Here is a 25,229-nt window from a genome sequence, read left to right as displayed (position 1 = left end):
CTATATTTTCTGCCGCTATGGACTCGCCGGTCAAGCCGGCGAGTGACGAACATGCGGCTGCTCACAGGCCCTGCTGACCGCGCGCAAGCGCCACGGCACCCGTGCGGGCAACCTCCACAAGTCCAAGCTCACTCATCAGGTCAACGAACGCATCCAGCTTGTTCGCGGCCCCCGTAAGCTCAAAAACAAAACTGTCGCGGCTGGCATCCACCACCTGCGCACGGAAGGCTTCCGCCAGACGAAGAGCCTCAACCCGCTTTTCGCCAACGCCTGCCACTTTCACAAGCGCCAGGTCCCGGCTAACGAAATCACCCTCGATCGTCAGGTCCGCCACCTTGTGCACCGGCACCAGGCGGTCCAGCTGGGCCTTGATCTGTTCGATCACCATGCGCGTGCCGGATGTCACGATCGTGATCCGGGATGTCTCATGGCTGGTGTCCACCGTTGACACCGTCAGGCTTTCAATATTGTAGCCGCGGCCTGAAAACAGGCCGATTACGCGCGCCAGCACGCCCGCCTCGTTATCCACGATAACGCTGATGGTATGTACTGCGATTGGGCCAGTTTCTTTCATATGTGCGCCGTCCATCTTGCTGATTACTCTTCCACTTTCAGATTAGACACCAAATCACACGACCGCCAGTGCTTCGTCGTCTTTTGGTTTCGCAATCACGTCACCCGCCAGCAGCATCTCATTGTGCGCAGCGCCCGCAGGCACCATTGGGAAACAGTTTTCAATCTTGGCCACGCGGCAATCCAGCAATACTGGACCATCGTGTTCGATCATTTCCTTGATCGCATCATCCAGCTTCGCTGGGTCTTCCACGCTCATGCCCTTGATGCCGTATGCTTCCGCAAGCTTCTGGAAATCAGGCAGGCTATCGGAATAGCTGTGCGAACGGCGGCCGTCATAGGAAAGATCCTGCCACTGGCGCACCATGCCCATATATTCATTGTTCATGATGAAAATCTTCACCGGCAGCTCATACTGGGAAATTGTCCCCAGTTCCTGCAGGTTCATCTGGAAGCTTGCGTCGCCAGACACGTCGATGCACAGCCGGTCGGGATAAGCGATCTGCGCCCCGATGGTGGCTGGCAGGCCATACCCCATGGTGCCCAGGCCGCCCGACGTCAGCCAATGGTTCGGCTTGTCGAACTTCAGGAACTGGGCGGCCCACATCTGGTGTTGGCCAACCTCAGTCGCGATGATGGCTTCCTTGCCTTCGATATGATGCTGCAGGCGTTCGAGCGCCTTCTGCGGCATGATCATCTCGTCACTGTCAGCGTAAGCCAGGCAGTTTTTCATGCGCCAACGCTCGATCTGATCCCACCAGGCAACGAGCGGCGGTTGCTTTTCGCCCAGCTTTTCCTCTTTCCAGATTGCGATCAGGCGGCGGAGTGCGCTCGCCGCGTCCGCGATCACCGGAATATCCACAGCAACATTCTTGTTGATGGAACTGAGGTCAATATCCACCTGGATTTTGGTAGAGCCCGGCGAGAAACCGTCAATCTGGCCGGTTACCCGGTCATCAAAGCGCGCGCCGATGGCCAGCATCACGTCGCAGTCATGCATCGCATGGTTGGCTTCCCACGTGCCGTGCATCCCCAGCATGCCAAGGAACTGATGGTCGGAGGCCGGGAAAGCACCCAGCCCCATCAGGGTGCTGGTTACCGGCATGCCGGTCATTTTCGCGAATTCGGTCAGCAGCTCCGATGCCTCTGGCCCCGCATTAATGATGCCGCCGCCGGAATAGATGATCGGCCGCGCGCCACTGGCCAGCGCGTGCGCCGCCTTACGGAGCGCCGCCTCGTCGCCGTCAACCTGCGGGCGGTAGGTGCGGTGTTCACGGTGGCCGCTGCGCTCATAAGGTGCTTTTTCGATCTGCACGTCCTTCGGCATGTCGATCACAACAGGGCCGGGGCGACCGTTTGTCGCCACATAGAAGGCTTCATAGATCACATCTGGCACAAGACTTGTTTCCTTCACCAGATAGTTATGCTTGGTGCAGGGCCGCGTGATACCAACCGTGTCCGCTTCCTGGAAGGCATCATTGCCAATCAGGTGGCGGGCTACCTGCCCGGTGATACAGATGATCGGGATACTGTCCAGCATCGCGTCCGTCAGGCCGGTCACGGCGTTTGTGGCACCGGGCCCGGATGTCACCAGAACAACACCCGGCTTGCCTGTCGTGCGCGCATAGCCTTCCGCCGCGTGAACCGCCGCCTGCTCGTGCCGCACCAGGATGTGCTTGATCTTGTCCTGCTTGAAAATCTCGTCATAGATGGGCAGCACAGCACCACCCGGATATCCAAAGATGGTGTCGACGCCTAGCTCCACCAGCGCCCTAAGGATCATCTGTGCGCCACTCATTTCTGCGGCGGCTGCCTCATCGCTCGGTGTCCCGGCTGCTGCCGGTGCTTGTTTTGTCTTTGTCGGTGCCATCGTTCTGTTTCCGTCTACAATTTATCCAACCTCGCCTGCCCTCACAGGCTGCCCTGTCCATAGTTCCGTAACGGAAATCCACCTTGCAAACGCGGGCCAACAAGTTGCCCTTCTGATAAATTGGGGGCGCTCTAGGAGCGCCCCCGGGGTGGGTCTCGTCACAGTAGGAGCCATCTTGGGCAAAAGGCTCCCGGATATCGGCACCTGGGCTGGCGTGGTGCCGATAAGGTCGTTTTATTGTACGAAAATTACTCAGTCAACCGCTTTTGTGATCTTTTTGTTCAAAAAATCCCGGTAATCACTTTCCGAAAATTGCGCAGGAAAGCGATCCCAATGGCCAAACTGGTTCCTGAACCATGTCAGCTGGCGTTTGGCAAAGCGTCTGGTTTGCATCTTGGCGTCCTCTACTGCTTCCTCCAGCGACAGCTCACCACGGCGGTAAGCAATGAGGCTGGGAACCCCCAAAGCCCGCATCAGCGGCAGGCTTGGGTCGAGCCCCCTCGCCATCAGGGCATCCAGCTCTTCCCACGCGCCGCTTTCCAGCATCAGATCAAAGCGCCGGTTGCAGCGGTCATACAGAACGTCGCGGGGTGGATCGAGCACGATTTTGGTGAGCAAGCCCGCATCATCCACGGCCTGCATCGGCCCGGGTTTGGTATCCGCCTGCCATGCGCTGATAGGCTTGCCTGTGGCGTGATAGACCTCAAGCGCACGGCAGATGCGCTGGCTGTCGCCCGGGAACAGGCGCTCTGCTGTCACGGGATCAACTTCCGCCAGTTCCTTATGCAGCGCCTCACTGCCCTCCTTGTCACACCGGGAGCGCACCTCGGCACGGATATCATCAGGGATGTCAGGTATTTCAGCCATGCCGGTCAGCAGCGCCTTGAAATAAAGGCCCGTACCGCCAATCACGATGGGCGTCTGTTCCTGAGACCACGCCGCTTCGATCTCACGCATCGCATCATCTGCCCAGCTTGCGGCGGAGGACACTTCAGTAGCGTCCAGATAGCCATACAAGCGGTGTGGCGCCCTCGCCTCTTCTTCCTCGCTCGGGCGCGCGGTGATCACGCGCAGATCGCGGTAAACCTGCATGCTGTCAGAATTAATGATGACACCGTTAAGATCTTCTGCGAGACGGAGCGATAAAGCCGACTTGCCGCTTGCGGTTGGACCTGCAATAAAAAGGGCTCGTTTCAAGGCAACCTCGAAGCCAGTAAAAATAAGGACGTTCCTTCATGGATATCGCTTTAACCCTTGTCGTCAACCCTGACTGTTCCCTGAGCCTCGAAAAGATTGAGGACGGCGTTGAGGCCATCAAGGCAACGGGCACGCCCGAGCGCCGCACCCTGAGCGACGGCAAGGCCGTGGACCTTATCTTTGAAGGCAGCCTGAAAATCCGGGATCAGATCGAAGGCGCGCTCAATGATATTGACGGGCTGGACTGGTGCCTGCAGCCGGCCGAGGGCCGCAAGAAGAAAATGATTCTCGCGGATATGGATTCGACCATGATCACAGTTGAATGCATCGACGAGCTGGCGGACTTCATCGGCGTCAAGGGCAAGGTAGCGGCGATTACCGAAGCAGCCATGCGTGGCGAACTGGATTTCGAAGCTGCGCTGAAGGAACGGGTAGCGCTTCTGGCGGGCCTGTCCACCGATGCGCTCAAGCAGTGCTATGACGAACGGATCGAGCTGATGGCAGGCGCGCGCACGCTGGTGCAGACCATGAAGGCAAACGGCGCCTATGCTGTGCTGGTTTCGGGCGGCTTTACCTATTTCACTGAAAAGGTGGCGGCAGCCATCGGGTTTGACATGAACCGCGCCAATGTCCTGGGCATTGAAGGCAACGCGCTTACAGGCCTTGTGGAGGAGCCCATCTGCGGCGCGGCCACCAAGCTGGAAACCCTGAATGAACAGGCAGCGAAGCACGGCCTGAAGCCGGATGAGATTCTGGCGGTGGGAGACGGTGCCAACGACATCCCCATGATCGAGGCCGCAGGCCTTGGGATAGCCTATCACGCCAAACCCCGGACGCGCGAAGCAGCCGCAGCCGCAGTAACTTACGGCGACCTGACGGCGCTTCTTTATTTCCAGGGCTACACCGACGCCGATTTCGTTTCGGGTTAAGACTTCTAATCAGTCGTCACTCGCCGACTTGATCGGCGAGTCCATTTACGCTGTAGATATTTTGTGGATTCGCCGGTCAAGCCGGCGAATGACAATCGAAAAAAAGGGCCGGCAGAACCGGCCCTTTCGCGTTTCAGCGATATGTCGCTGACTATTCTTCGTCGTCGCCCTGGTCGCGCATCAGTTTCAGCGATACGTGGGCCGTGGTGCCGCGGTAGTTCACCAGGAACAATACCCGCTCACGCCCGTCTTCACGCGCTTCTTCGATGATGTCGACAATCTCGGCCGGGTTGGTGACCGACTGCTGGTTTACCCGCAGGATCACAGTGCCCGGACGAATGCCCTGGCGTGCAGCCGGTGCCCGGCGTGCCACGCGCAGCACAGCCACGCCTTCCACATCGTCAGCGATCTCATAGCGGCGACGCAGGGTCTCATTCAGCGGTGCCAGTTCCATGCCTTCAACAAGCTCACGCTCGCTGCGCTCTGGACGGTCGCTGTCCTGATCGCCTTCATTGCCACCCGGGATCATGGAGGCAGGCAGTTCACCCGTGGTTACCTCAAGGGTTTCCTTTTCGCCCTGACGGATCACTTCAACCTTCACAGGTTTGCCGATTTCCGTGCGCTTCACCAGAATGCTCAGGCGGTTGCTGTCTTCAACCGTCTTGCCGTCCCATTTGATGATGATGTCGCCTTCGCGAACACCAGCTGCATCTGCGGGGCTGTTTGGCTCGACGCGGGTCACGATAGCGCCCTCTTCCTGCTTGATGCCCAGCGATTCCGCGAATTCTTCGGTCATTGGCTGAATGCCAACACCCAGCCAGCCGCGGCGCACCTTGCCGTGCTCTTGCAGCTCAGCGGTCACGCGGGACGCGTCATTGGACGGGATCGCGAAACCGATACCAACGTTGCCGCCGGTCGGTGAGAAGATCGCCGTATTCACGCCGATTACCTCACCGTTCATGTTGAAGAGCGGGCCACCGGAGTTGCCGCGGTTAATCGATGCATCCGTCTGCAGGAACTCAACATCGTTCGAGTTGTTGATCGAACGGTTACGCGCGGAAATAATACCGGCGGTTACCGTACCGGCCTGACCGAACGGGTTACCGATCGCGATCACCCAGTCACCGATGCGTTCGTCATCGCTGTCACCCCACTTTACAAACGGGAACTTGTCACCGTTTTCGTGTTCGATCTTGAGAACAGCAATATCGGAAAGGGCATCACGACCCAGGACTTTTGCAGGGAAATCATCGCCGTCAGCTGTGGTGACGGTGATTTCATCGGCGTCCTCAACCACGTGGTTGTTGGTGATCACGATACCTTTGGCATCAATGATAAAGCCAGACCCCAGGGACCGCGCTTCGCGTGGTTCCTGGTCCTCTTCCATGCGGTCCCGGAATTGGTCCCACAGGTCACCGAACGGCACGCCTTCCGGCAGGTCCGGCACGTTGCGGCCGCCACGGCGGCGGATGGTCTGTACAGTGGAAATATTAACAACGGCGGGCGAGAGCTTCTCAACCAGGTCAGCGAAACTGTCTGGCGCACCGCGTGCAGCAACTGGCCCCATGGAGGTCATGGCTGCTGCCAAAATCAAGATGGATGCCAGCAAAACTTTCAGCGCTTTGCCTGGCATATCGGCTGTCGTCCGCGTGTTAATTGCTTTTACTAAGGTGGTGCTCAAGGCACTTACTCCTTCAATTATTATTCGTCACTCGCGTTGGCCTTACCCTCAGACTTCCAAAAAAGTCTGAACCAGCCAGACTATCGCAACACCGATTGCCGCGAGGGTCAAGCCCGTGACCCGAAGCTTTGCGGTGGGCTGTTTTGATGCTGCGACAAGCAGCTTTTTGAAGCCCTCCGGCATCAAGGCATAGGCCGCGCCTTCAATGAAGAAAGCGAGGCCCAGCCCAACGAGTAGCAGTTTCCAGTCCATGGCGTGTGCCAGGGGCCGGACTATTTATTGTCCATGAACAGCTTGAAGAACTCGCTGTCCGGGGACAGGACAAGGCGGGTATCGTCCTTGCCCAGGGATTTTCTGTAAGCCTGCATGGTACGGTAGAATTCGAAGAAATCTTCGTCCCTGCCGTATGCGTCCGCAAAAATCTTCACGGCCTGGCCATCAGCCTCACCGCGGATCGTCTGCGACTGACGCTCTGCTTCCGCAAGGATTTCGGCAACCTGCCGGTCTGCCGCCGCGCGAATTTTCACCGCGTCACGCTGGCCAGAGGCCCGCTTTTCGGCAGCTTCACGCTGGCGTTCGGTTTCCATGCGGCGGAAAATCGCTTCGCTGTTCTCCCGTGGCAGGTCCACGCGCTTCAGCCGCACATCAACCACTTCAAGGCCAAATGTCAGCGCCCGCTGGTTGGTCAGGTCGCTGATCTTTTTCATCAGTTCTGCGCGCTGGCCAGATACGATTTCGTTCATCGGCTCCTTCGCCAGAACCTGACGAACGGTTGATTCCATCGCATCTTCAAGAAGGCGCGCTGCACCCACTTCGGTCCGCGCCGCCTGATAGCGCTTGAGCGGATCGGCGATGCGGTAGCGAGCAAAGCTGTCCACCAGGATACGGCGCTGGTCGGATGCCAGCACTTCCTGTGGCGGCACATCCAGGCTGAGGATACGCTTCTCAAGGAAGATCACCTGTTCCATGACCGGGATCTTAAAATGGAGGCCCGGTGTGGTAACGGTGCGCTTTGGCTCACCGAATTTTACTACGATCGCCTGCTCGCGCTCGTCTACCACATAAACGCTGCTTACACCGGCAACCAGAATAATGAGGGAAACAACGATAGCTACAATTGATTTAACACTCATGGCTTATTCTCCCCCGCTTTTCTTGTTCAACTGCTCAAGCGGCAGATAAGGCACGACGCCAGAGCCAGCCTTGCCATCAACGACAATCTTGTCCATGCCAGCCAGAATCTGCTCCATGGTTTCAAGATAGATGCGTTTCTTGGTCACGTCTTTGGCCAGAATGTATTCGTTATAGACCGACATAAAGCGGGCAGCCTCACCCTGCGCGCGGGCAACAACCTGCGCCCGGTATGCTTCGGCCTGCTGCGTCATCTGCTCGGCCTGGCCCTGCGCCTGCGGGATCACCTCGTTGCGATATTTGGTCGCTTCGTTTTGGAAACGCTGCTGGTCTGCTTCCGCGCGCTGTACGTCAAGGAAGGCGTCTTTGACTTCTTCTGGCGCTTCAGACTCGATGATCTGCACCCGAAGCACGTCCACACCAGCCTGATACTCATCAAGCGTGGTCTGGATCAATTCCTTGACGCTTTGTTCGATCTGGCCACGGGCTGTGGTGATAATCGGCGTAATCCTGTTCTGGCCAATCATTTCACGCATGGCGCTTTCCGCCACGGATTTGATCGTGCCGTCTGGGTCCTGCAGCTTGAAAAGATAGTTGCCCAGGTCATTGATCCGCCACACCACATTGAAGCGCACGTCCACAATGTTTTCGTCCTGGGTCAGCATCAGGCTTTCATCCGGACGGGCGAAGCTCTGGCGGCCTGACCGGCGGCTTTCCGTTACACGGCTGCCGATAGACACCTGGTTTTCATCCGTGACACCACGAATTTCGACTTGCTCGAAAGGCGGAAAGTGAAAGTGTGGTCCGGGCGAAGATGAAGCAACCCATTCACCAAAGCGCAGGACAACGGCCTGTTCGTTTGTCTTCACCTGGTAAAAACCCCAGTAAAGATAAAGCAGAATCAGGGCCGCCACGATCAGCAGCGGGCCGCCTTTGCCGCCAGGCATGGCTTTCCTGAGCTGGTCCTGACCTTTACGAATATATTCATCAAAATTTGGTGGCTCGCCGCCACCGCCGCCGCGGCGTGGACCGTTGCCCCAAGGATTTGGGCGGTCACCATCACCGTTATTTTGCCAAGGCATATTTTTCTCCCCTTCGGTGCGAATGCACCAACCGAAACTGCGGCCCTTTCAACAGTAGAAAGACCGTGTCTTGTCTGCCTATATATGGTACGTGCCAAGCGGCTGCAATGATACTCGGCCAAAATGTGATGCTTTTTACCGGAAACACAGGTTTTTTATGTCAGATACGCTGAAAAAATCCGTTGAGACGGCTCTCCAGGAAATCAAAGCCCCGGGGGCGGACAAGTCCGTTATGGAAGCGGGACTGGTGAGCGCCATCGTCGTGGACGGCGGCAAGGTTGGTATTATCCTCGAGCTCTCAGGCCGCGACCAGGCGGGCGCGGAATCGCTCAGAAGCGCGATTGAAGACGCCGCGCGGGCAGTTGACGGCGTTGAAGAGGCCAACGTGATCATGACAGCAGCACGGCCGGCACAGACCGCACCGAAAGGCCAGCCCGTTGGCGGCAAGGCGCCCCCTACCCCAACGGAAATCCCTGGCGTGAAACACATTGTTGCCGTTGCCAGCGGCAAGGGCGGCGTGGGAAAATCCACCACATCGATCAACCTTGCCATCGCGCTTCGCGACCAGGGCTTGAAGGTGGGCGTTCTGGACGCGGATATTTTCGGCCCCAGCCTGCCAATGCTTCTTGGCGTTGATGACAAGCCGGAGATCAAAAACAAGATTATCCAGCCTATTGTGGCACACGGCCTGAAGGTTATGTCTGTCGGCTTCCTGATCGACGTGGACCAGCCGGTGGTATGGCGTGGCCCGCGTGTGATGGGCGCAACACAGCAGCTTCTCAAGGATGTGGCCTGGGGCCCCCTTGATGTTTTGGTCGTGGACATGCCGCCGGGCACCGGCGACGTGCAGCTGACCATGGTTCAGCAGGCACCGCTGACGGGTGCCGTGATCGTGTCCACGCCGCAGGACCTGGCGCTGATTGACGCGCGCAAGGGGCTTGCCATGTTCCGCAAGGTGGATGTGCCCATCATGGGCGTCATTGAAAACATGAGCACCTTCCACTGCCCACACTGCGGCGAGGAATCGCACATTTTCGGCCACGGCGGCGCGGCAGATACGGCGAAAGAACTGGGCTGTGACTTCCTGGGTGGCATACCGCTTCATATGAGCGTGCGCGAGCATGCCGATGGCGGCGATCCGATCGTCGCGGCAGAGCCGGACAGCCCGGTCAGCAAAGCATACCGGGCTATCGCAGCGCAGGTTTCTGAAAAACTTGGTGTCAGCGCCTAGGCGCGTTCATACACCACGAAGGCGTAGGCTGGCTTGCCGTCCTCAGCCGGGTGTTCTTCCCGGCTGACTTCCCGCCAGTCATCCTTGTTGAAGGCCGGGAACCAGGCATCGGCATCAGGGACGGTGATGTCAATTTCAGTGATATAAAGCCGGTCCGCCACATCCAGGCACTGGCCATAGATTTGCGCACCACCGATGATCATGGCCTCGCCCGCGTCTGCCACCGCTTCCTTGGCAGCCTGCAGGGACGGCACAACCTCTACCCCGTCGGCAGACCAAGCAGCATTGCGGGTGACCACAATATTGCGGCGGCCAGGCAACGGCCGACCGATGCTTTCATAAGTTTTGCGCCCCATGACAATGGGTTTACCCATGGTGGTCGCCTTGAAATACTTCAGGTCTGCGGGCAAATGCCACGGCATGTCGTTATCGCGGCCGATCGCCCGGTCCTCCGCCATGGCCACAATCACAGAAAGCGTCATTCTCTACTCCTAACCCGCATCTATCGTTGGCATCAGATCATGCCATCGTCATCAGTTTCCGGGTCTGCCTCCATCAGCGGCAGGTGAACCCGGATTGTGGTACCCACATTCTGGATACTGCGCACGCTAATGGTGCCTTCCATATGGTCCACCAGCTCGCGACAGATGGCAAGGCCAAGGCCAACGCCGCCGTGCCTGCGCGACAGAGCCGCATCTACCTGGGTAAAGCGGTCAAACAGCGTTGCCTGCTTGTCTTCCGGAATGCCGATGCCCGTGTCTTCAACTTCCAGAACCCAACCGGCCTGGCCGGTGGCAAAAGCGCGCGGATGCAAGCGGAACACCACTGTACCCTGGTTTGTGAACTTGATGGCATTTGACCCCAAATTGATCAGGATTTGCCGCAACCTGAGCTCGTCCCCCAGAATATGATCGGGCATATTGCCGGCAAATTCGGCCTTCAGCTCGATTCCCTTGTTGGACGCCTGCTGCGCCAGAAGCGCAATCACCCGGTCTACCAGTAGGTGAGTTGACAGCCGTTTCTGTTCAATCTGGATCTTGCCAGCCTCCAGCTTCGCCAGGTCAAGGATGTCATTGATGATCGCAAGCAAGTGGCTGCCGCTGGCGTTGATATCGCGGGCATAGTCTGCATAGCGCTTGTCACCCAAGGGCCCGAGCGCCTGCTCCTGCAGAATCTGTGAAAAGCCCAGAATGGCGTTCAGCGGCGTGCGAAGCTCATGGCTCATGGTGGCCAGAAATTCAGACTTCGCCCGGTTGGCTGTCTCCGCCGATTTTCTGGCTTCCTCCACATCCTTGTTGAGGTTCTGCAGCATGCGGTAGTGGTCCTCAAGCTCGTCATGCGCTTCCTTGAGCGCCCGCGTCCGGCGATTGACGATCTCGACAACCCGTTTGGCCCGCTGGGTCTGGGACCAGACGATAAAGACCACAAGGCCCGTCAGCACAAGACAGACGCTGGCCGTGATCACCGTTGCTCCATAGTCGACGGCATAGGCCTCATAGGGGGCCCATGGCTCAATGGTCCAGCTCTGGCTGCCGATTTCCACCGTGTAGGATGCGATCCATGGCCTTGCGGCCGGCGGCGGAAACGCCTCATAGCTGAAGGTGCCGTCGATGATCATCATTTCCTGCACCATTGCGCCACCCTGCCAGCTACTGGTGAACCGTGCGTTCAGACTGGAAAAGCGCTGGCTTGAGGCAACGGTGTTCAAGAGGTTCGGCATCTCCAAAATCTGCAGAATAACGCCCTCCGCGCCTGCCTGGCTGACAAACGGCGTAGCCAGGAGCACGCACGACCTGTCTGCGGTCTCAAGTGGCGGCATGGGAATGGCTGCGGGCTCGCCTTTTGCCAGTGTCTCTTCCAGGAAGGCGTTCAGCGGCATATAGGCACCGATGTCCGCACCGCGCCAGCGCTGGCTGCGCTCTTCCGAAGGCGCCCAGACGTAGAGCAGGTAAAATGCGCGCTGGTCCCGACTACCGGGCACACCGCTTTCGCTTGCCCCAACTAGGTCTTGTGCAGCCCGCAAGGAGAAGTCGCCCGGATAGCGCCCCTGTGCGTAAGCCTCGAGTTCCCCCATGGTGTCTCGCGTGGCGGCGATGGCAACCCCAACCATTTTACGGTGTTCATTGAGACTGCTGTAGGAGCTTATCAGGCGCTGGAAAGTAGCGTGGTCGATATCTTCCTTAGCGGCGTAATAGCTATAGAGATCGCTTGCGGCGTCCAGCCCATGGGTCAGTGCGCCCTTCACGCGGTCGACATAAAGATCCGCAGCAGCATTGAAGCTGGACTGCGCCTCAGCCCGCGCGGAACGGATGCTTTCGCTGGTCGCGGACCATGTCAGCCCGGCACCCAGAAGCACCACAAACAGCAGCAGAACCCACTGCCGGATATCTATGTCATTTTCGCGAGCCACACCCCCTCCTTGACCTGCCCAGGCCTATACCGCCACAGGGGCTTTGATATGGGAATGGGCTTCGTAGCCATCAATCCGGATATCATCGAAGGTGAAAGCGAACAGGTCTTTCACGTCCGGATTCAGCGACAGTGTTGGCAGCGGCAACGGCTCCCGGCTGAGCTGCAGGTCGGCCTGCTCGATATGATTGCTGTAAAGATGCGCATCACCAAAGGTGTGAACAAAATCACCAACTTCCAGATCACACACTTGGGCCATCATGTGGGTCAGGAGTGCATAGGATGCAATATTGAACGGCACGCCCAGAAACACGTCCGCGCTGCGCTGATACAGCTGGCAGGAAAGCTTGCCATCCGCCACATAGAACTGGAACAGGCAGTGACATGGCGGCAGTGCCATATGGTCCACATCTGCCACGTTCCAGGCGGACACGATCAGCCGTCGGCTGTTCGGGTTATTCTTGATCTGGTCAACCAGGTTTGTGATCTGGTCGATCGTGGTGCCGTCCGGCGCGGGCCAGCTGCGCCACTGGTGACCATAAACCGGCCCCAGGTCGCCATGTTCGTCCGCCCATTCGTCCCAGATGGAAACACCGTTATCTTTCAGATACTTGATATTTGTATCCCCAGCGATGAACCACAGCAGTTCGTGGATGATAGACCTGAGGTGCAGCTTCTTGGTTGTCACCATCGGGAAGCCGTCAGCCAGGTTGAACCGCATCTGGTGCCCGAAAACACTATAGGTTCCTGTTCCTGTTCGGTCGCCCTTGAAGGTTCCTTCACGCCGGATGCGCGCCAGAAGATCGAGATATTGCTGCATACGTCCTACCACCCAATTGATCTTGATAGAAAGCTATAGGGCGTGACGTGCCGGTAGGCAATAGGCGCACCGGATTTCAAGATGATTATCTGCGGAAAAGGGCGCCTGAACGGCGCCCTCTCGATCCTTGCTGTTGGTGGCTTAAGGCTAATGGATAGCGGGGCCGTGCAGATGCACATCCCTGCCCGCATGCCGCCTGAGGATCTCAAGCGCGCGGTCTTCCTGTGCCCGGCTGCCTGTACGCACCCACAAAAGGAGCCCACCCCGGGCCTGCTCCTCCCGGACCCGCTCACTGGCACGGCGCGCATAACGCATGGCGTAATAACCGCCACCCAGCATGCCGATAAGCCCAAGGCCCACAGTAAGCACGACGGCTTCCCATGTCGCAAGCCCGTGGCCGGCTGCAATGCCGGCGCCTGCAAGCAACAGGACATAAACAGGCACCACAATCATCACCATCATGCCGCTTGAGCGGCTGTCCTTGTCGATATAGGCCTCACGCGGGACACTGGCGTCATCTTCCAGTTCCTGTATGGAATTTACCGGATGGTGAACCGCTGCCTCGATATCCTTGATCGGCTTCGGTCTTGAAACCGCAGCGTTCGAGAACCCGTGGCATTCAAGGTCATCCACTGCGGCTTGCAAATCATCTTCTGTACTGAACAGGGCAACCGCTTCGCGCAGATTGCCGCGGGGGCCGGTTTCGGCCGTCCATTCCCAATGCTGTTGGTCAGGCATGGATCATTCTCCTCTGATGGGTTGACCCGTAAGACCCCTATTATGCCACAGCTTCGAGAAAATCCCGAATCTGTACTATTTAATAAAAACAACCGTTTATTGGACTTTAAATCCATGTCGCAATTGCTTATATCAAGGGTGTCGCTTCGGCGACTATGGCGATAAACGGTGCATTGAGTAGCTATTGCGGACCCGGGGGCAGTACCCGGCGCCTCCACCAGGAACGGCCTGCTTGCCTGGAAAGCAAGGCCATTTGGTCACCAGACCGTTGCTGATGGGGGCGAACCAGGATCGACGTGTATCGAAAGATGTTGCTCTTCGCCCGGGATGGCACCGCCGTGATGGGCCACCTAAAATAAATGCTAACGACAACAACGTCGAGTATGCTGTTGCTGCGTAAGCGGTCATAGCTACTACATTTATATAAATTCCTGATGGTTGACTCCATCAGGTGGGGGTTGGGCCACCTAGCAACAGAACGGCCCACTTACCCCTAACAGCATCAATCTGCCGGTATCAGCTGAATATATCCCTTCAGCCTTGTGCGTCGGCACTGCCTTTTGACCTGCCGATCTGTTGCGCCTTCCCCGGAAAAGTATAACCGCCGGGCGCGTCACCACACACGCACCGGCGGTTGAATGCCCCCATCCAGCGGTCCTGATTGCTGGATGAGGTCAAGAGAGCTCGTTTGGGCCGGCCTAGTGGGCCGATCCCTCTGTCTCGTAATTTGCGCCCTTCATCATCGCCAGGGTTTCTGCGTAGGTCAGCGCGAAAAGAATATCGGCATAGGTCTGCGCGGCAATCAGATAGAGAAGCTGCACAACGCCGCGCTGGGCAACATCGCCTCTGCCCATGGCCTTGGCCTCGGGCGCATCTTCCTTGGGGCGTTCCACAGGCACAGGCAACGCACGATGGACACGATTGACGATGCTTTCCACCTGCCACTCTTCCAGTTGGCCGAACATAAACAGAAGACGCCCGATGCTGTCGTCCAGAGGGGAGCTGCGATCACGAAACGGAGGATTGTCGTAAAGCGTCATACTGCCATCTCCAGCTCACGTTCATGGACGGGTGCTTGGTTGATAACACTGCCCTCAATACCGCGTGTTTCGCACACTTTTTCATAATCTGCTGCGTTCAGATCAATCTTGAACGCCAGAATTACCTCACCATCCGAAACAGACGGCAACCCAAGCGGCGTGACATTCCAGCCAGCCTTCAGGATTGTGGGGAACAGCACCATGCTGGCAACGCAGGTCACACTGTCTATCCCTGCCTTGATGCCATATTCAAACAGGCCGCATACCAGCTCGCTAACCGTGCGGTCGCGTTCCAGCATCATGTGACGACCTGTCAGGCTGTAGAAGCGCGATACTTCCCAGGTGGTTTTTGATCGGGGCACCCCATCAGCGCACAACTGTGGGAAGGCCTCGCTCATCAGATGTGGCTTCACCGTAGGCAACAGGCGCATGGCCCCCTTGAGGTTGCCTTTCGCATCTATGCACAGAAGATAAACGGTATCAGGACGGTCGAACTGGTCACGCTCCATACCTTTTGAGCAATCCAGGCTCCATCCCATCTTCTCTACAAAGACATCATAACGCTGCTGCCAAAGCTGATGTAGATAGCCGCTATAGTCGGCCCTGTTTACAGAACTCACAACATGGATCATCACTCACCTCCTTCATGCATAGTGGGTAGTGAGGCGATGATCGCTTATTATTTGCACCTGAAAAATCAGCCGAATGGACTAGGTTTTCGCAAAAGATTGTTAAATGCAATCCCTAGTGGTGTATCAGGTTGGTCAGAAAGGCCTTAACAACGGCCTGCACCCTGGTGTTCACGCCCAGCTTCGTCTTGGCGCTTTCGACATGGGTATGCACCGTTCGTTCGGCGATGGACAGGATAGAAGAGATCTCCCAGTCGGTTTTGCCGGCCGCCACCCACTGCAGACATTCCTTTTCGCGCGGAGTCAATTTTGCCACAGGCTTCAAGGGTGTCTTGCCCTCTTTTGATATCCTTAACGCCGCATCATGCAGGTACACACTCATCAGATGCACGGCATGTTCGGCTGCCGGGTCGACATCCCGGTGTTCGCCCACCACATTCACAGCACCCGGAAAGGCCCCCACAATGTGGATCGGCACTGTCACACCGTAAAGAAGGCCCGCATCTTCCGCTTCACACATCATCTCGGACTGCTCGGGCGTCATACCCTTGTGGATAATATTATTGTCCCAGTTGAAGGGCATATGTTCCTTCAGCGAAACCTGCAGAATACGGTCCGTCCGGTCATACTCGTTTTCCAGATAATATTTGGTCCAGTCTTCCGGATAGTCCGCCAGGAACACAGCGCCGTCCGGCAGGGCCCCGAATTCAACACAAGAAACACAGGCGTAATGGTCAAACCCAAGGGATTTTGTCGTGTTATGGAAGGCAACACCGAGTTCATCCAAAGTCTGAAACTTTTTGGAAGACTCGATAAAATCAAGCGCCATCTGGAAATACTGTAAGTTCATTTCGTCCTGGCTGGGCCTTGTTTGGCGCACCCCAATCATATTCGCGATTGTGTGCCCAAGGCCCCCTGTTCGTGCTTCAAATTCTACTGGTAAGCGCCAAACAATAAGACATATTGGTGACGCTGTCGTCAATTTGTCGCCCTTGTAGTTAAAATAGCTTTAACCGTCAGGTTGTTTTCTGCTCCCCTCAAACAGGCAGAACGCGAGGCGAAAAGGCGCTGAGGCGAAGAGCGAACAAGGCCTGGTGCCATCACGCTCGCCGGAGGGGCCGCACAACCAAATAATCTGCTTAGGTTGCAAAACCACTTTGGCGCAGTAAGCGGCCAGTCCTGCGAAATAGGTGAAAAAACAATCGATTTCCCCCTTCACCCTTTGAAAGGGAAGCTTTATAAGGGTGCATCTTTGTTGTCAGGGAAAGAGCTTGAGTTCCAGCATGTCAGAAACTTTTATCGATTACGACGCCAAGGTACAGGACGCGCTTCGCGGTGTGGTTCGGACCATCCTTCGTGAAACAGCCGAAGATGGCCTGCAAGGCGACCATCATTTCTACATTGCATTCAAGACACAGGCGGAGGGCGTTGATATCCCCGGCCACCTGAAAAGCCGTTTCCCTGAGGAAATGACCATTGTGCTGCAGCACAAATTCTGGGGCCTGAAGGTTGAGGAAGACTATTTTGAAGTCGGCCTCTCGTTCAACCAGACCCCTGAAATGCTTAAAATTCCTTTTTCTGCCGTCGTCGGGTTTGTGGACCCAAGCGTACAGTTTGCCCTTCAGTTCCATGACGAAAGCGAAGAGGACCTGGACGAGCAGGACCTGGAAGCGGAATTTGACGGCGCCCCCCATGAAGACGCCGACAATCAGGACGACGATAAGGCGGCAAGCGCTGTGGGCGCTGAAGTTGCGGATGAAACCGGCGGCGACAATGTCGTCACCCTGGACGCCTTCAGAAAAAAATAACCCCCTAACCCCCAATTGAAGCTCCGGCTCTCCACGGGTCGGAGAAGGTAAAAAGCCATGAGCGACTGGACATTCACGAAGCTGTTCCAACAGGGCGGCGACGACACCCCCTACCGGAAAATCACATCCGATTATGTTTCCTCCATCGAGGTGGACGGCCGTACGATCTTGAAGGTCGAGGACGAAGGCCTCGAACTTCTGGCTAAGGAAGCCATGGCCGATATCGCGCATCTCTTGCGCCCCGGTCACCTGCAGCAACTGGCGGATATCCTGAAGGATCCCGAAGCGTCCGAGAACGACCGTTTCGTCGCCAAGGAACTCTTGAAGAATGCCAATATCGCCGCAGGGCGTGTGTTACCGTCCTGCCAGGACACCGGCACAGCCATCATCGTAGGCACCAAGGGCCAGCATGTCTGGACGTCGGGCGACGACGGCGCACCGCTGACGAAAGGCGTGATGCGCACCTACACGGAGACCAACCTGCGCTACAGCCAGATGGCGCCTCTTTCCATGTACAAAGAGGTCAACACCAAGAACAACACCCCGGCGCAGATCGATATCTACGCGACTGAAGGCAATGAATATAAGTTCCTCTTTATGGCCAAGGGTGGCGGAAGTGCGAATAAGACGTTCCTGTATCAGCAGACGCCGGCAAGCCTTCGCGAAGACAAAATGCTGGCCTTCCTGGAGGAAAAGATCAAAACCCTTGGCACGGCGGCCTGCCCGCCTTACCACCTTGCCATCGTGATCGGCGGCCTGTCGGCAGAACAGAACCTGGCGACGGTGAAGAAAGCCAGCGCGCGCTACTATGACAACCTGCCAACCACAGGTGACGAAAGCGGCCGCGCTTTCCGCGACGTGGAAATGGAAAAACAGATCCACAAGATGACCCAGAACCTGGGCATTGGCGCGCAGTTCGGCGGCAAATATTTCTGTCATGACGTGCGGGTCATCCGCCTGCCGCGCCACGGCGCCAGCCTGCCTGTGGGCATCGGCGTATCCTGCTCGGCTGACCGCCAGGCCAAAGGCAAGATCACCAAGGACGGCATTTTCCTTGAGCAGCTTGAAACCGACCCGGCCAAATACCAGCCTGAGGTAACGGACGAACATCTGTCAGACGAAGTGGTGAAAATCGACCTCAACCGCCCGATGGCGGATATTCTGGCGGAACTGACGCAGTATCCGATCAAAACCCGCCTCAGCCTCACCGGCACGATTGTTGTGGCGCGCGACCTGGCGCACGCCCGCGTCCAGAAAATGATCGAGGACGGCGCAGAAATGCCTGCCTACTTCAAAGACCACATCATCTATTACGCGGGCCCTGCCAAAACGCCGGAAGGCTATGCCTCTGGCTCGTTTGGCCCAACCACCGCCGGCCGGATGGACAGCTATGTCGGCCCGTTCCAGAAGCTGGGCGGCAGCATGATCAGCCTCGCCAAGGGCAACCGGTCCAAGGACGTTACCAAGGCGTGTCATGAGAACGGCGGCTTCTATCTCGGGTCCATCGGCGGCCCGGCGGCGGCGCTCGCCAAAGACAATATCCGTAAGGTTGAGGTGCTCGATTTCGAAGACCTGGGCATGGAAGCCGTGTGGAAGATCGAAGTTGAAGACTTCCCGGCCTTCATTGTGGTCGACGACAAGGGCAACGACTTCTTCAAGGATATTTAAGACATATCGGGCGGCCAAACGGTCGCCCGATCTTTTTCTGGGGGGCACAAAGATGGCAGTCGAAATCAATCAGGCAACAACACCAGAAGACCTCGGGGGCGCTTTTGGCTTGGTCCACGCGCTGGCAGAGCATGAAGGCAGCCTTGAGTATCTGAAGATCACCAAGAAAGCTTTTATTGAGAAGGCCACTGGCGACAGCCCCGAGATTTTCGCCTTCATTGCCAAATTGGATGGGGACCTTGTTGGCGTTGCCACAGGCTTCCGGCGCCTTCACATTTGGAACGGCACACATCTGGTGGAGCTCGACGACCTTTATGTGGTGGAGGCCGCGCGCGGGCGCGGCATCGGTACAAAATTGCTGAAGGCGGTCGGTGCCCTGGGCAAGGCGGAAAATGTGCCCGTCCGCTGGATGGTCGACGAAGACAATGAAGGCGCCATCAGGCTCTATGAGCGCATTGGCGCCAAGGTGTGGATCAAAGGCGTCTGCTGGTGGACGCCGGAAAACATCCCCGGCTAGTCCCCCATAATCGCATTCTTGGCCGCAGCGATGGCGGAAAGTGAGCGCTCCACATCTTCTTCCGTCGTGCGCCACGACGAGACGCTGATCCGGATAGCTGAGCGACCTTTCCAAACGGTAGGGCCAAACCAGCATTCGCCAGACGCTTCCACCAGTGCCCGGATGTCCGCCAACTCCTCAGGCGTGCCGATCGTGGCCACCACCTGATTGAGTACCACATCATTCAGCACCTCAAAACCGATGGCCTCCAGCCCTTTTGCGAACAGCTGCGCATGGTCGCAGCAGCGCGCGATCATGCTCTTGAGGCCGGCAGGTCCTAGGCTCCTGAGCGCAGCCCAGACCTCAACCCCGCGCGCCCGGCGCGAAAATTCCGGCACCATATCCTTGGGCGCCATGCTTTCTTCCGCCTTGAAGTATGGGGCGACCGTGGCCATCGCCATATGCAGGTCATGCGGGTGCCGTGTCAGCACGATGCCGCAGTCATAGGGCGTGTTCAGCCATTTGTGGGCATCGGTGGCCAGGCTATCCGCCTTCTCAATGCCGATAAAATCATCGGCCCGGCGGGCCAGAAGCTTGCCCCACAGGCCAAAAGCGCCGTCTACATGCACCCATGCGCCCGCCCCCAAGGCCTTGCCGCAGATGGCCCCGATGGGGTCGATGGCGCCCGAATTCACGTTGCCCGCCTGCGTGCATACAAGCGTAAGCGCATCCAGGTCAGGCAGCGCGTCCGCCAGCATTGCGCCGTTGGCATCTGTCGGCACGCGGGTGACGCGCGCCTTGCCAAAGCCCAGCATCGACAGCGCTTTTTCCACCGTCACATGCACCTCTTCTGACACCACTACCTTGATCTCAGGTGCGCCATAAAGGCCCTGCTCTTCCACGTTCCAGCCCGCGCGTTCAAGCAGCGCATGCCTTGCCGCCGCAAGTCCCGTGAAGTTTGCCATGGTCGCCCCCGTCGTCATGCCGATGCCCGTGTGATCCGGCAAGCCAAGGATCTCCCTGAGCCACCGGCCCGCCACCTCCTCCAGTTTTACACCGATGGGGGAATTCATGTGGGAAGATGGGCTTTGGTCCCAGGCGGTCGCAATCCAGTTGGCCGCCACAGTAACCGGCAGTGCTCCACCAACGACAAAGCCAAAATAGCGGCTACCCATGGTGGCCACCGTTGCAGGGCTTCCGTTGCCGTGCAGCATGCTCAGGATTTCCTGGTCTGCAGAGCCGTGCGGCGGAAGGGGCTCGTCAAACGCTTCAAGGTTCCTAAGCGCATCTTCGGTGGGAAACACCGGCTGATCGGCCACCTGCTCCAGATAGTCAATCGCAAAGGCCTGCGCCGCCTGTAGCGGCCTTGTAAATTCATCTGACATGTTACATTTCCTCGCTGATTTTTTTCTTGAACGCGCTGATGAAGGCTTCATCGCGGCGGTAGAACACCCACCCCTTCTTGCGCGTGGGGATGATAAGCCCGGCATCCACCAGCACCTGCAGGTGCCGTGTCGCCGTGGGTTGGGCAACGCCCATCTTGTCCTTGAGCCAGTTGGAACAGACGCCGTCGGTAACCAGATCGCCATCCACTTGTGGCGGGAAGTTGGCCAACGGGTCCTTGAGAAGTTCCATCACCAGGAGCCGCTTGTCGTTCGCCAGCGCCTTTAGTGTTTTCTCTGTATCGAATGAATTAGCCATATAGCTAATATGCTATATAGATATAAGCCAGACAAGCCAGCTTTTTTTTAACAATCGAAAATCTCTGCTAACGATTGCCCGCTTTCCGCTTGGCAGCAAACTGACAAAGCAGACGAAACAGCTTTATCTGCCGCCTTGAAAATGGCAGCAACTCTGGGTGCCACTGCACCCCCAGAAGAAATGGCTTTTCCGAATGCTCGAGCGCCATGACCATGCCGTTCCTGTCATGGGCCACCGCCTCAAGCCCCTGCCCCATCTGGTCTACCGCCTGCCTGTGAAGGCTGTTCACCTTGATGGTCTCGCGCCCGAAAATGGCTGCAAGGCGGCTGCCGGCCACCATTTTGACAGACCTGAGCGGCAGGAGTATCCGCCCCTTCGGCGCGCCCTCATAGGCGCTTCTGATATCCTGGATCAGCGTGCCGCCGAACCGCACATTGATCAGTTGATAGCCCCGGCAGATGCCCAGAACCGGCAAACCGCGCTTCAGCGCCTTATCAAGCATTGTCCGCTCAAGTTCATCGCGTTCCGGGTCAGGTCGGATGGTCAGCGATACCTCACCACCATATAGCGTGGCGCCAATATCGTCGCCGCCGCCGATCACCAATCCATCCAACTCGTCCACGTCTGCCGGGCTCCGCGGCTGGCTTTTAACGGCAACGCCGCCCGCGCGCCAGATAGCGAAACGATTGAAAATCCAACTGGACCAACTACCGCGATTAGAGCAAGTGACACCGATCACAGGCTTTTTCGGCTTAGTCATGGCATCTCCTGTTCATTCCCGTTAGGATACACAGAAACCAGCCAACGACAAAACGCACCCAAAAGGAGCACCCGCACGCGCCCATGAACAAGTCCGCTGCACCGAACGACACAGGCGAAAAATCCTCTCGCAAGATAGGCGTGGAAATCGAGTTTGCCGGGCTGACGCCAGATCAGGCGGCCGACGTGGTTGCCAGCGCGCTGGGCGGAGAACCAAAGCAGACAGACCTCTATTTCTGGACAGTGGAAGAAACCGAACTGGGCGATATCGATGTCGAGCTGGACACGCAGTTCGTCAAGGCTGGCAACAATCCCCTGCAGGAGGCGCTGGAGGCCGCAAGCGAAGAGCTGGGCATTGAAATCAGACGCCTCATCGGCAGCGCCAGCGAAGGCCTCGTGCCCACGGAGATTGTCAGCCCGCCTATTCCCGTCAGCAGCTTGCCGGGCATGGACAAGTTGGTCGACGCCCTCAGGCAGGCAGGCGCAAAGGACAGTTCCGGCAGCCCGCTTTTTGCTTTCGGGCTGCACCTCAACCCTGAAGTGACAGGCAAGGACGTGGCAGCCATATTGCCAACCTTCAAGGCCTATATGCTGATGTCTGCATGGCTAAGGGACCAGATCGGCATAGACCTGGCCCGCAAGGCCCTGCCTTATATCGATCCGTTTCCCGTGTCCTATGTAAAGCATGCCACGCGGGCGGACTATACGCCGGACCTAAACCAGCTGATTGACGATTATCTGGATGAGAATGCCACCCGAAACCGGGAACTGGACATGCTGCCGCTTTTTGCCCACCTGGATGAAGAGCGCGTCAGGAAAAGGGTGAACGATCCCAGGATCAAACCACGCCCCACCTATCACTACAGGCTGCCCGAAGCGCGCCTGTCCTCGCCCGACTGGTCCATCGGGCAGGAATGGGACCGTTGGTTGCTTGTGGAAAAGCTGGCGGGTGATGCCGACGCCCTAACAGGGCTCGCTGAGCTTTTCACGGACACGCCGCCGCGCAAGTGGCTTGAGGCCAGCAGTAGTTTCCTGTCCGAGTGGCGAGAGGGTTAGGCAAAGCCCCGACTATTTGTCGCTTTGCACAATCTCGCCAATATCGAGGATCGGGGAGGCATCCAGGTCTTTCGCATCCATCATGGCGGCAACCCGCTGCAGCGATGATACGAGCATCGTGCGCTCCCAGTCTTCAAGCTTCCTATACTGCCGCAGGAATCCTGCCTGCAGAAGCTCCGGCGCTTCCTCCAGGCGCTTCTGGCCGTCGGCAGTCAAGCAGGCATAGACAATGCGCTTGTCGCTTTCGCTGCGCTCCCGCCGCACAAGCCCTGCTTTTTCCAGCCGGTCAAGGATCGACGTGATGGTTGCCTGGCTGAGCGCAACTTCGCGCGCCACAGTGCTGGGAGACGCCCGGCCCTCCTTGCGGATGGCCATCATCACCACCAGTTGGGGTGCCGTCAGCCCGGTCTGTTTGACCAGTTGCTTCGACTGCAAATCAATCGCCCGGGTGATCCGGCGGATGGAAACCAGGATATCGTCGTAATCGCTCATAAGCTGCTCGCGCAAATTGCTGTCAGATTGACGATGTAACGGTAATTTCCTTCCAGTGCAATCCATTGCTCCCTCCTAGTCAGTCGCCAGATCGATCACACAGTCCAGAAGAAGGTTCGCCCCACGTTCCACATCTACCCAGTGGGTCCATTCATCCGGTGCGTGAGAGACACCATTGACGCTGGGCACAAAAATCAGCCCGGCATGGGTTACACGTGCCAGAAACTGCACGTCATGCCCCGCGCCGGAAGGCATGCGCAAATGGCTGTACCCGCGCTTCTTGGCGTGCGCGTCAATCATGTCGACAATCTTTTCCGAGCAATATTGCGGCTCCAGCCAGCTCATTTGCTCATATTCAAATTTCAGGCGGTGTTTGCGCGCGATAGCGGACAATACCCTTTGGCAGGCATTTGCCAGCCCCTTCATGACATCCGCATCCAGGTCCCGGCCCACGATGGTAAAATCCACCTCCCCCGGCACAGTATGGGGAAAACCGGGCTTCAACTCCACGTGCCCGATGGTGATGCGCGACCGGTCTGTGCCCTCTTCGTCGATGATTCGCTGGATCTCATGGGCGAAGTCCGCCAGCCCCAGGAAGGCGTCAGAGCGCATGTCCATTGGGGCGGTGCCGGCATGGTCCGCCTTGCCGATCAGCCTTACCATCCATTTGAATACACCCGAGATGCCTTCAACCACGCCGATGGACTTGTCGCTCGCTTCCAATACGGGGCCCTGCTCCACATGCAATTCAATAAAGGCCTTGAGATCTGATTTATCCCGGTAGGCATGCAGCGCATCCAGATGGTTGAGCCCATGTGCGGCCATCGCGTCCTTCAGCAGAACACCGCCCGCGTCGCGCGCGCTGTCCAGCCAGTCCGGCGTCAGGCAGCCCGCCAGCGCCTGCGCACCCAGCATGCCGCCAAAGCGCCCTTCTTCTTCGCTGGTGCCGACAATCTCTACCGGATAATCGAGCTTGATATCATTTTCCTGGATAACGCGGATGCATTCAATACCGGCCATCACGCCCAGCGAACCGTCAAAAATGCCGCCCGCCGGCACGCTGTCCAGGTGCGAGCCCACCATCACAGCCGGCTTGTCAGCCGGGCCATACCGCCCGATGATATTGCCAGCCCCATCCATGCGGGTGGTCATCCCCAGGCCATCCATTTTCTTCATGACCCAGGCGCGGGCCTCCATATCGATATCGGTGAAACCCTGCCGGTAAATGCCTTTGTCTGCCTCGTTGAAGCCGAACTTGGCAAGCGCGAGCAGATCATCTTCAATTCTTTGAACTGAAATATTTGGCATTCATTATCCTTTCTGTTTCACTGAACCGGCGGCATCCGCGACCGGTTGGGCTGATCTTAAATATATTTGATTTGAATTCAAAACATTTATAAACTAGTGTCTTCACACTGAAACGCTATAAACCGATATAAAACCGTGTTTTAAAAGAAGGTCTTCAGAAAAAATCCCGACATGCTATTTCGTGCTATAATAATTCTGGCCGCTATCTTGGTCCCGAATTCATCCGCTATTGCTGCTGGACTCACCATCGCTGACGATGGCACCAACGCGGGATATGTCACACTGGCCTGGCCTGACGCGGCAGGGAACACCTTCGAACTCAAAGAAAAAACAAGCCAAGGTTGGCGCACTCTGTATACGGGTGGTGACCGGGCCACGACGCTGAGCGGGCGGCCCGACGGCACCTATGAGTTTCAGCTGACAGCGGACGGCGCCAGCGTTGGCGCCCCTGTTGTTGTAACGGTGGAGCACCATCCCCTGGCGCGCGCCTGGGCCTTTTTTGCCATTGGTGCCGCAATGTTCATCGCGCTCACTGTCCTGCTCATCAAAGGCGGGCGTGACGTAGATGCCCATGAGAATCAGACCGCAGCCTAAGGCCCGGGAATCCCAAT

The 25,229-nt window shown here is 57.5% G+C and carries 26 protein-coding genes and 1 other RNA gene; 8 read left to right on the top strand and 19 right to left on the bottom strand.

Translation table 11 applies throughout. The features are described from left to right. Positions 1-61: 61 nt before the first annotated feature. The 3 genes from ilvN to miaA all read right to left on the bottom strand — a co-directional run bounded on the left by ilvN (position 62) and on the right by miaA (position 3,640). A complete protein-coding gene (ilvN, locus tag KORM41_RS21285; protein ID WP_068153382.1) occupies positions 62-589 on the bottom strand; it encodes an acetolactate synthase small subunit in 528 nt (175 codons plus the stop codon). Positions 590-628: 39 nt separating this feature from the next. Further along, on the bottom strand, positions 629-2,443 hold the full coding sequence (locus KORM41_RS21280) for an acetolactate synthase 3 large subunit (RefSeq protein ID WP_082720122.1): 1,815 nt from the start codon (positions 2,441-2,443) through the stop codon (positions 629-631). Between the two features lie 252 nt (positions 2,444-2,695). Further along, positions 2,696-3,640, bottom strand: coding sequence for a tRNA (adenosine(37)-N6)-dimethylallyltransferase MiaA (gene miaA, locus KORM41_RS21275; RefSeq protein WP_068153380.1), 945 nt, complete (start codon positions 3,638-3,640; stop codon positions 2,696-2,698). Positions 3,641-3,678: 38 nt separating this feature from the next. Between miaA and serB the strand changes: the two genes are divergently transcribed. Further along, on the top strand, positions 3,679-4,569 hold the full coding sequence (gene serB, locus KORM41_RS21270; RefSeq protein WP_068153377.1) for a phosphoserine phosphatase SerB: 891 nt from the start codon (positions 3,679-3,681) through the stop codon (positions 4,567-4,569). A gap of 151 nt (positions 4,570-4,720) precedes the next feature. Here serB and KORM41_RS21265 read toward each other — a convergent pair whose 3' ends face one another. From KORM41_RS21265 to hflK, 4 genes are read right to left on the bottom strand one after another with little or no spacing between them, the layout of a single operon-like run. Continuing rightward, positions 4,721-6,250: a Do family serine endopeptidase gene (locus KORM41_RS21265; RefSeq protein ID WP_197421362.1), complete on the bottom strand. Its 1,530-nt coding sequence runs from the start codon at positions 6,248-6,250 to the stop codon at positions 4,721-4,723. A gap of 48 nt (positions 6,251-6,298) precedes the next feature. Then, the gene (locus tag KORM41_RS21260) at positions 6,299-6,502 is read right to left on the bottom strand and encodes a DUF2065 domain-containing protein (RefSeq protein ID WP_068153374.1); all 204 of its coding nucleotides are present in this window, start codon (positions 6,500-6,502) and stop codon (positions 6,299-6,301) included. A 20-nt stretch (positions 6,503-6,522) separates the two neighbouring features. After that, a complete protein-coding gene (gene hflC, locus KORM41_RS21255; RefSeq protein WP_068153372.1) occupies positions 6,523-7,383 on the bottom strand; it encodes a protease modulator HflC in 861 nt (286 codons plus the stop codon). A gap of 3 nt (positions 7,384-7,386) precedes the next feature. Continuing rightward, the gene (gene hflK / locus KORM41_RS21250; protein ID WP_068153370.1) at positions 7,387-8,463 is read right to left on the bottom strand and encodes an FtsH protease activity modulator HflK; all 1,077 of its coding nucleotides are present in this window, start codon (positions 8,461-8,463) and stop codon (positions 7,387-7,389) included. A gap of 157 nt (positions 8,464-8,620) precedes the next feature. Here hflK and KORM41_RS21245 point away from each other — a divergent pair, with 157 nt between their 5' ends. Continuing rightward, on the top strand, positions 8,621-9,694 hold the full coding sequence (locus KORM41_RS21245; RefSeq protein ID WP_068153368.1) for an Mrp/NBP35 family ATP-binding protein: 1,074 nt from the start codon (positions 8,621-8,623) through the stop codon (positions 9,692-9,694). Here KORM41_RS21245 and folA read toward each other — a convergent pair. From folA to KORM41_RS21225, 4 genes are all read right to left on the bottom strand, one after another. After that, on the bottom strand, positions 9,691-10,176 hold the full coding sequence (folA, locus tag KORM41_RS21240) for a type 3 dihydrofolate reductase (protein WP_068153366.1): 486 nt from the start codon (positions 10,174-10,176) through the stop codon (positions 9,691-9,693). The genes KORM41_RS21245 and folA overlap by 4 nt on opposite strands. A gap of 32 nt (positions 10,177-10,208) precedes the next feature. After that, entirely contained in the window at positions 10,209-12,104 is a 1,896-nt protein-coding gene (locus KORM41_RS21235; RefSeq protein WP_068153363.1) for an ATP-binding protein, read from the bottom strand. Between the two features lie 24 nt (positions 12,105-12,128). After that, entirely contained in the window at positions 12,129-12,923 is a 795-nt protein-coding gene (locus KORM41_RS21230) for a thymidylate synthase (RefSeq protein WP_068153362.1), read from the bottom strand. Between the two features lie 147 nt (positions 12,924-13,070). Further along, positions 13,071-13,661: a hypothetical protein gene (locus KORM41_RS21225; protein WP_068153359.1), complete on the bottom strand. Its 591-nt coding sequence runs from the start codon at positions 13,659-13,661 to the stop codon at positions 13,071-13,073. A gap of 101 nt (positions 13,662-13,762) precedes the next feature. Between KORM41_RS21225 and ssrA the strand changes: the two genes are divergently transcribed. Next, positions 13,763-14,149, top strand: a transfer-messenger RNA (tmRNA) gene (gene ssrA / locus KORM41_RS21220). A 210-nt stretch (positions 14,150-14,359) separates the two neighbouring features. Here the strand turns inward: ssrA and KORM41_RS21215 are convergent. The 3 genes from KORM41_RS21215 to KORM41_RS22420 form a co-directional block, all read right to left on the bottom strand. Then, a complete protein-coding gene (locus KORM41_RS21215) occupies positions 14,360-14,701 on the bottom strand; it encodes a hypothetical protein (protein ID WP_068153357.1) in 342 nt (113 codons plus the stop codon). Continuing rightward, the gene (locus KORM41_RS21210) at positions 14,698-15,333 is read right to left on the bottom strand and encodes an acyl-homoserine-lactone synthase (RefSeq protein ID WP_068153355.1); all 636 of its coding nucleotides are present in this window, start codon (positions 15,331-15,333) and stop codon (positions 14,698-14,700) included. The genes KORM41_RS21215 and KORM41_RS21210 overlap by 4 nt, the downstream gene beginning before the upstream one ends. Before the next feature lie 112 nt (positions 15,334-15,445). After that, a complete protein-coding gene (locus KORM41_RS22420; RefSeq protein WP_197421359.1) occupies positions 15,446-16,180 on the bottom strand; it encodes a helix-turn-helix transcriptional regulator in 735 nt (244 codons plus the stop codon). Between the two features lie 433 nt (positions 16,181-16,613). Here KORM41_RS22420 and KORM41_RS21200 point away from each other — a divergent pair, with 433 nt between their 5' ends. Genes KORM41_RS21200 through KORM41_RS21190 form a run of 3 tightly spaced genes read left to right on the top strand, consistent with a single transcriptional unit; the run spans position 16,614 to position 19,323 of the window. Then, a complete protein-coding gene (locus tag KORM41_RS21200) occupies positions 16,614-17,138 on the top strand; it encodes an SspB family protein (RefSeq protein ID WP_082720119.1) in 525 nt (174 codons plus the stop codon). A gap of 57 nt (positions 17,139-17,195) precedes the next feature. Next, on the top strand, positions 17,196-18,806 hold the full coding sequence (locus KORM41_RS21195; protein ID WP_068153344.1) for a fumarate hydratase: 1,611 nt from the start codon (positions 17,196-17,198) through the stop codon (positions 18,804-18,806). Between the two features lie 52 nt (positions 18,807-18,858). After that, positions 18,859-19,323 carry a GNAT family N-acetyltransferase gene (locus KORM41_RS21190; RefSeq protein WP_068153342.1) on the top strand — a complete coding sequence of 155 codons (465 nt, stop codon included), beginning with the start codon at positions 18,859-18,861 and terminating at the stop codon, positions 19,321-19,323. Here the strand turns inward: KORM41_RS21190 and KORM41_RS21185 are convergent. From KORM41_RS21185 to KORM41_RS21175, 3 genes are all read right to left on the bottom strand, one after another. Beyond that, the gene (locus tag KORM41_RS21185; protein WP_068153339.1) at positions 19,320-20,687 is read right to left on the bottom strand and encodes a pyridoxal phosphate-dependent decarboxylase family protein; all 1,368 of its coding nucleotides are present in this window, start codon (positions 20,685-20,687) and stop codon (positions 19,320-19,322) included. The genes KORM41_RS21190 and KORM41_RS21185 overlap by 4 nt on opposite strands. 1 nt (position 20,688) lies before the next feature. After that, positions 20,689-21,003: an ArsR/SmtB family transcription factor gene (locus tag KORM41_RS21180; protein WP_068153337.1), complete on the bottom strand. Its 315-nt coding sequence runs from the start codon at positions 21,001-21,003 to the stop codon at positions 20,689-20,691. Between the two features lie 67 nt (positions 21,004-21,070). After that, positions 21,071-21,763: a gamma-glutamyl-gamma-aminobutyrate hydrolase family protein gene (locus KORM41_RS21175; protein ID WP_068153335.1), complete on the bottom strand. Its 693-nt coding sequence runs from the start codon at positions 21,761-21,763 to the stop codon at positions 21,071-21,073. 83 nt (positions 21,764-21,846) lie between these two features. On the opposite strand from KORM41_RS21175, the gene KORM41_RS21170 reads away from it, so the two are divergent. Then, complete coding sequence (locus KORM41_RS21170; RefSeq protein ID WP_068153332.1) at positions 21,847-22,818, top strand: amidoligase family protein; 972 nt, start codon at positions 21,847-21,849, stop codon at positions 22,816-22,818. A 12-nt stretch (positions 22,819-22,830) separates the two neighbouring features. Here the strand turns inward: KORM41_RS21170 and KORM41_RS21165 are convergent, their stop codons facing one another. After that, entirely contained in the window at positions 22,831-23,310 is a 480-nt protein-coding gene (locus tag KORM41_RS21165; protein WP_068153521.1) for a MarR family winged helix-turn-helix transcriptional regulator, read from the bottom strand. A gap of 75 nt (positions 23,311-23,385) precedes the next feature. Next, the gene (locus KORM41_RS21160) at positions 23,386-24,618 is read right to left on the bottom strand and encodes a Zn-dependent hydrolase (protein ID WP_068153329.1); all 1,233 of its coding nucleotides are present in this window, start codon (positions 24,616-24,618) and stop codon (positions 23,386-23,388) included. Positions 24,619-24,789: 171 nt separating this feature from the next. Between KORM41_RS21160 and KORM41_RS21155 the strand changes: the two genes are divergently transcribed. Then, positions 24,790-25,212 (top strand): hypothetical protein, encoded by a 423-nt coding sequence (locus tag KORM41_RS21155; protein ID WP_068153326.1) that lies wholly within the window; start codon positions 24,790-24,792, stop codon positions 25,210-25,212. Positions 25,213-25,229 lie beyond the last annotated feature (17 nt).

The organism is Kordiimonas lipolytica, assembly GCF_001550065.1.
Note: the sequence above shows the minus strand (reverse complement) of the source record. Positions and strands in the feature narration are given on the sequence as shown.

What these genes read in the sequence shown, in the direction of transcription:
- ilvN (WP_068153382.1), bottom strand. Translation starts at nt 589, where the DNA reads ATGGACGGCGCACATATGAAAGAAACTGGCCCAATCGCAGTACATACC.
- KORM41_RS21280 (WP_082720122.1), bottom strand. Translation starts at nt 2,443, where the DNA reads ATGGCACCGACAAAGACAAAACAAGCACCGGCAGCAGCCGGGACACCG.
- serB (WP_068153377.1), top strand. Translation starts at nt 3,679, where the DNA reads ATGGATATCGCTTTAACCCTTGTCGTCAACCCTGACTGTTCCCTGAGC.
- KORM41_RS21260 (WP_068153374.1), bottom strand. Translation starts at nt 6,502, where the DNA reads ATGGACTGGAAACTGCTACTCGTTGGGCTGGGCCTCGCTTTCTTCATT.
- hflC (WP_068153372.1), bottom strand. Translation starts at nt 7,383, where the DNA reads ATGAGTGTTAAATCAATTGTAGCTATCGTTGTTTCCCTCATTATTCTG.
- hflK (WP_068153370.1), bottom strand. Translation starts at nt 8,463, where the DNA reads ATGCCTTGGCAAAATAACGGTGATGGTGACCGCCCAAATCCTTGGGGC.
- KORM41_RS21245 (WP_068153368.1), top strand. Translation starts at nt 8,621, where the DNA reads ATGTCAGATACGCTGAAAAAATCCGTTGAGACGGCTCTCCAGGAAATC.
- folA (WP_068153366.1), bottom strand. Translation starts at nt 10,176, where the DNA reads ATGACGCTTTCTGTGATTGTGGCCATGGCGGAGGACCGGGCGATCGGC.
- KORM41_RS21230 (WP_068153362.1), bottom strand. Translation starts at nt 12,923, where the DNA reads ATGCAGCAATATCTCGATCTTCTGGCGCGCATCCGGCGTGAAGGAACC.
- KORM41_RS21225 (WP_068153359.1), bottom strand. Translation starts at nt 13,661, where the DNA reads ATGCCTGACCAACAGCATTGGGAATGGACGGCCGAAACCGGCCCCCGC.
- KORM41_RS21215 (WP_068153357.1), bottom strand. Translation starts at nt 14,701, where the DNA reads ATGACGCTTTACGACAATCCTCCGTTTCGTGATCGCAGCTCCCCTCTG.
- KORM41_RS21210 (WP_068153355.1), bottom strand. Translation starts at nt 15,333, where the DNA reads ATGATCCATGTTGTGAGTTCTGTAAACAGGGCCGACTATAGCGGCTAT.
- KORM41_RS22420 (WP_197421359.1), bottom strand. Translation starts at nt 16,180, where the DNA reads ATGAACTTACAGTATTTCCAGATGGCGCTTGATTTTATCGAGTCTTCC.
- KORM41_RS21200 (WP_082720119.1), top strand. Translation starts at nt 16,614, where the DNA reads ATGTCAGAAACTTTTATCGATTACGACGCCAAGGTACAGGACGCGCTT.
- KORM41_RS21195 (WP_068153344.1), top strand. Translation starts at nt 17,196, where the DNA reads ATGAGCGACTGGACATTCACGAAGCTGTTCCAACAGGGCGGCGACGAC.
- KORM41_RS21190 (WP_068153342.1), top strand. Translation starts at nt 18,859, where the DNA reads ATGGCAGTCGAAATCAATCAGGCAACAACACCAGAAGACCTCGGGGGC.
- KORM41_RS21185 (WP_068153339.1), bottom strand. Translation starts at nt 20,687, where the DNA reads ATGTCAGATGAATTTACAAGGCCGCTACAGGCGGCGCAGGCCTTTGCG.
- KORM41_RS21180 (WP_068153337.1), bottom strand. Translation starts at nt 21,003, where the DNA reads ATGGCTAATTCATTCGATACAGAGAAAACACTAAAGGCGCTGGCGAAC.
- KORM41_RS21175 (WP_068153335.1), bottom strand. Translation starts at nt 21,763, where the DNA reads ATGACTAAGCCGAAAAAGCCTGTGATCGGTGTCACTTGCTCTAATCGC.
- KORM41_RS21170 (WP_068153332.1), top strand. Translation starts at nt 21,847, where the DNA reads ATGAACAAGTCCGCTGCACCGAACGACACAGGCGAAAAATCCTCTCGC.
- KORM41_RS21165 (WP_068153521.1), bottom strand. Translation starts at nt 23,310, where the DNA reads ATGAGCGATTACGACGATATCCTGGTTTCCATCCGCCGGATCACCCGG.
- KORM41_RS21160 (WP_068153329.1), bottom strand. Translation starts at nt 24,618, where the DNA reads ATGCCAAATATTTCAGTTCAAAGAATTGAAGATGATCTGCTCGCGCTT.
- KORM41_RS21155 (WP_068153326.1), top strand. Translation starts at nt 24,790, where the DNA reads ATGCTATTTCGTGCTATAATAATTCTGGCCGCTATCTTGGTCCCGAAT.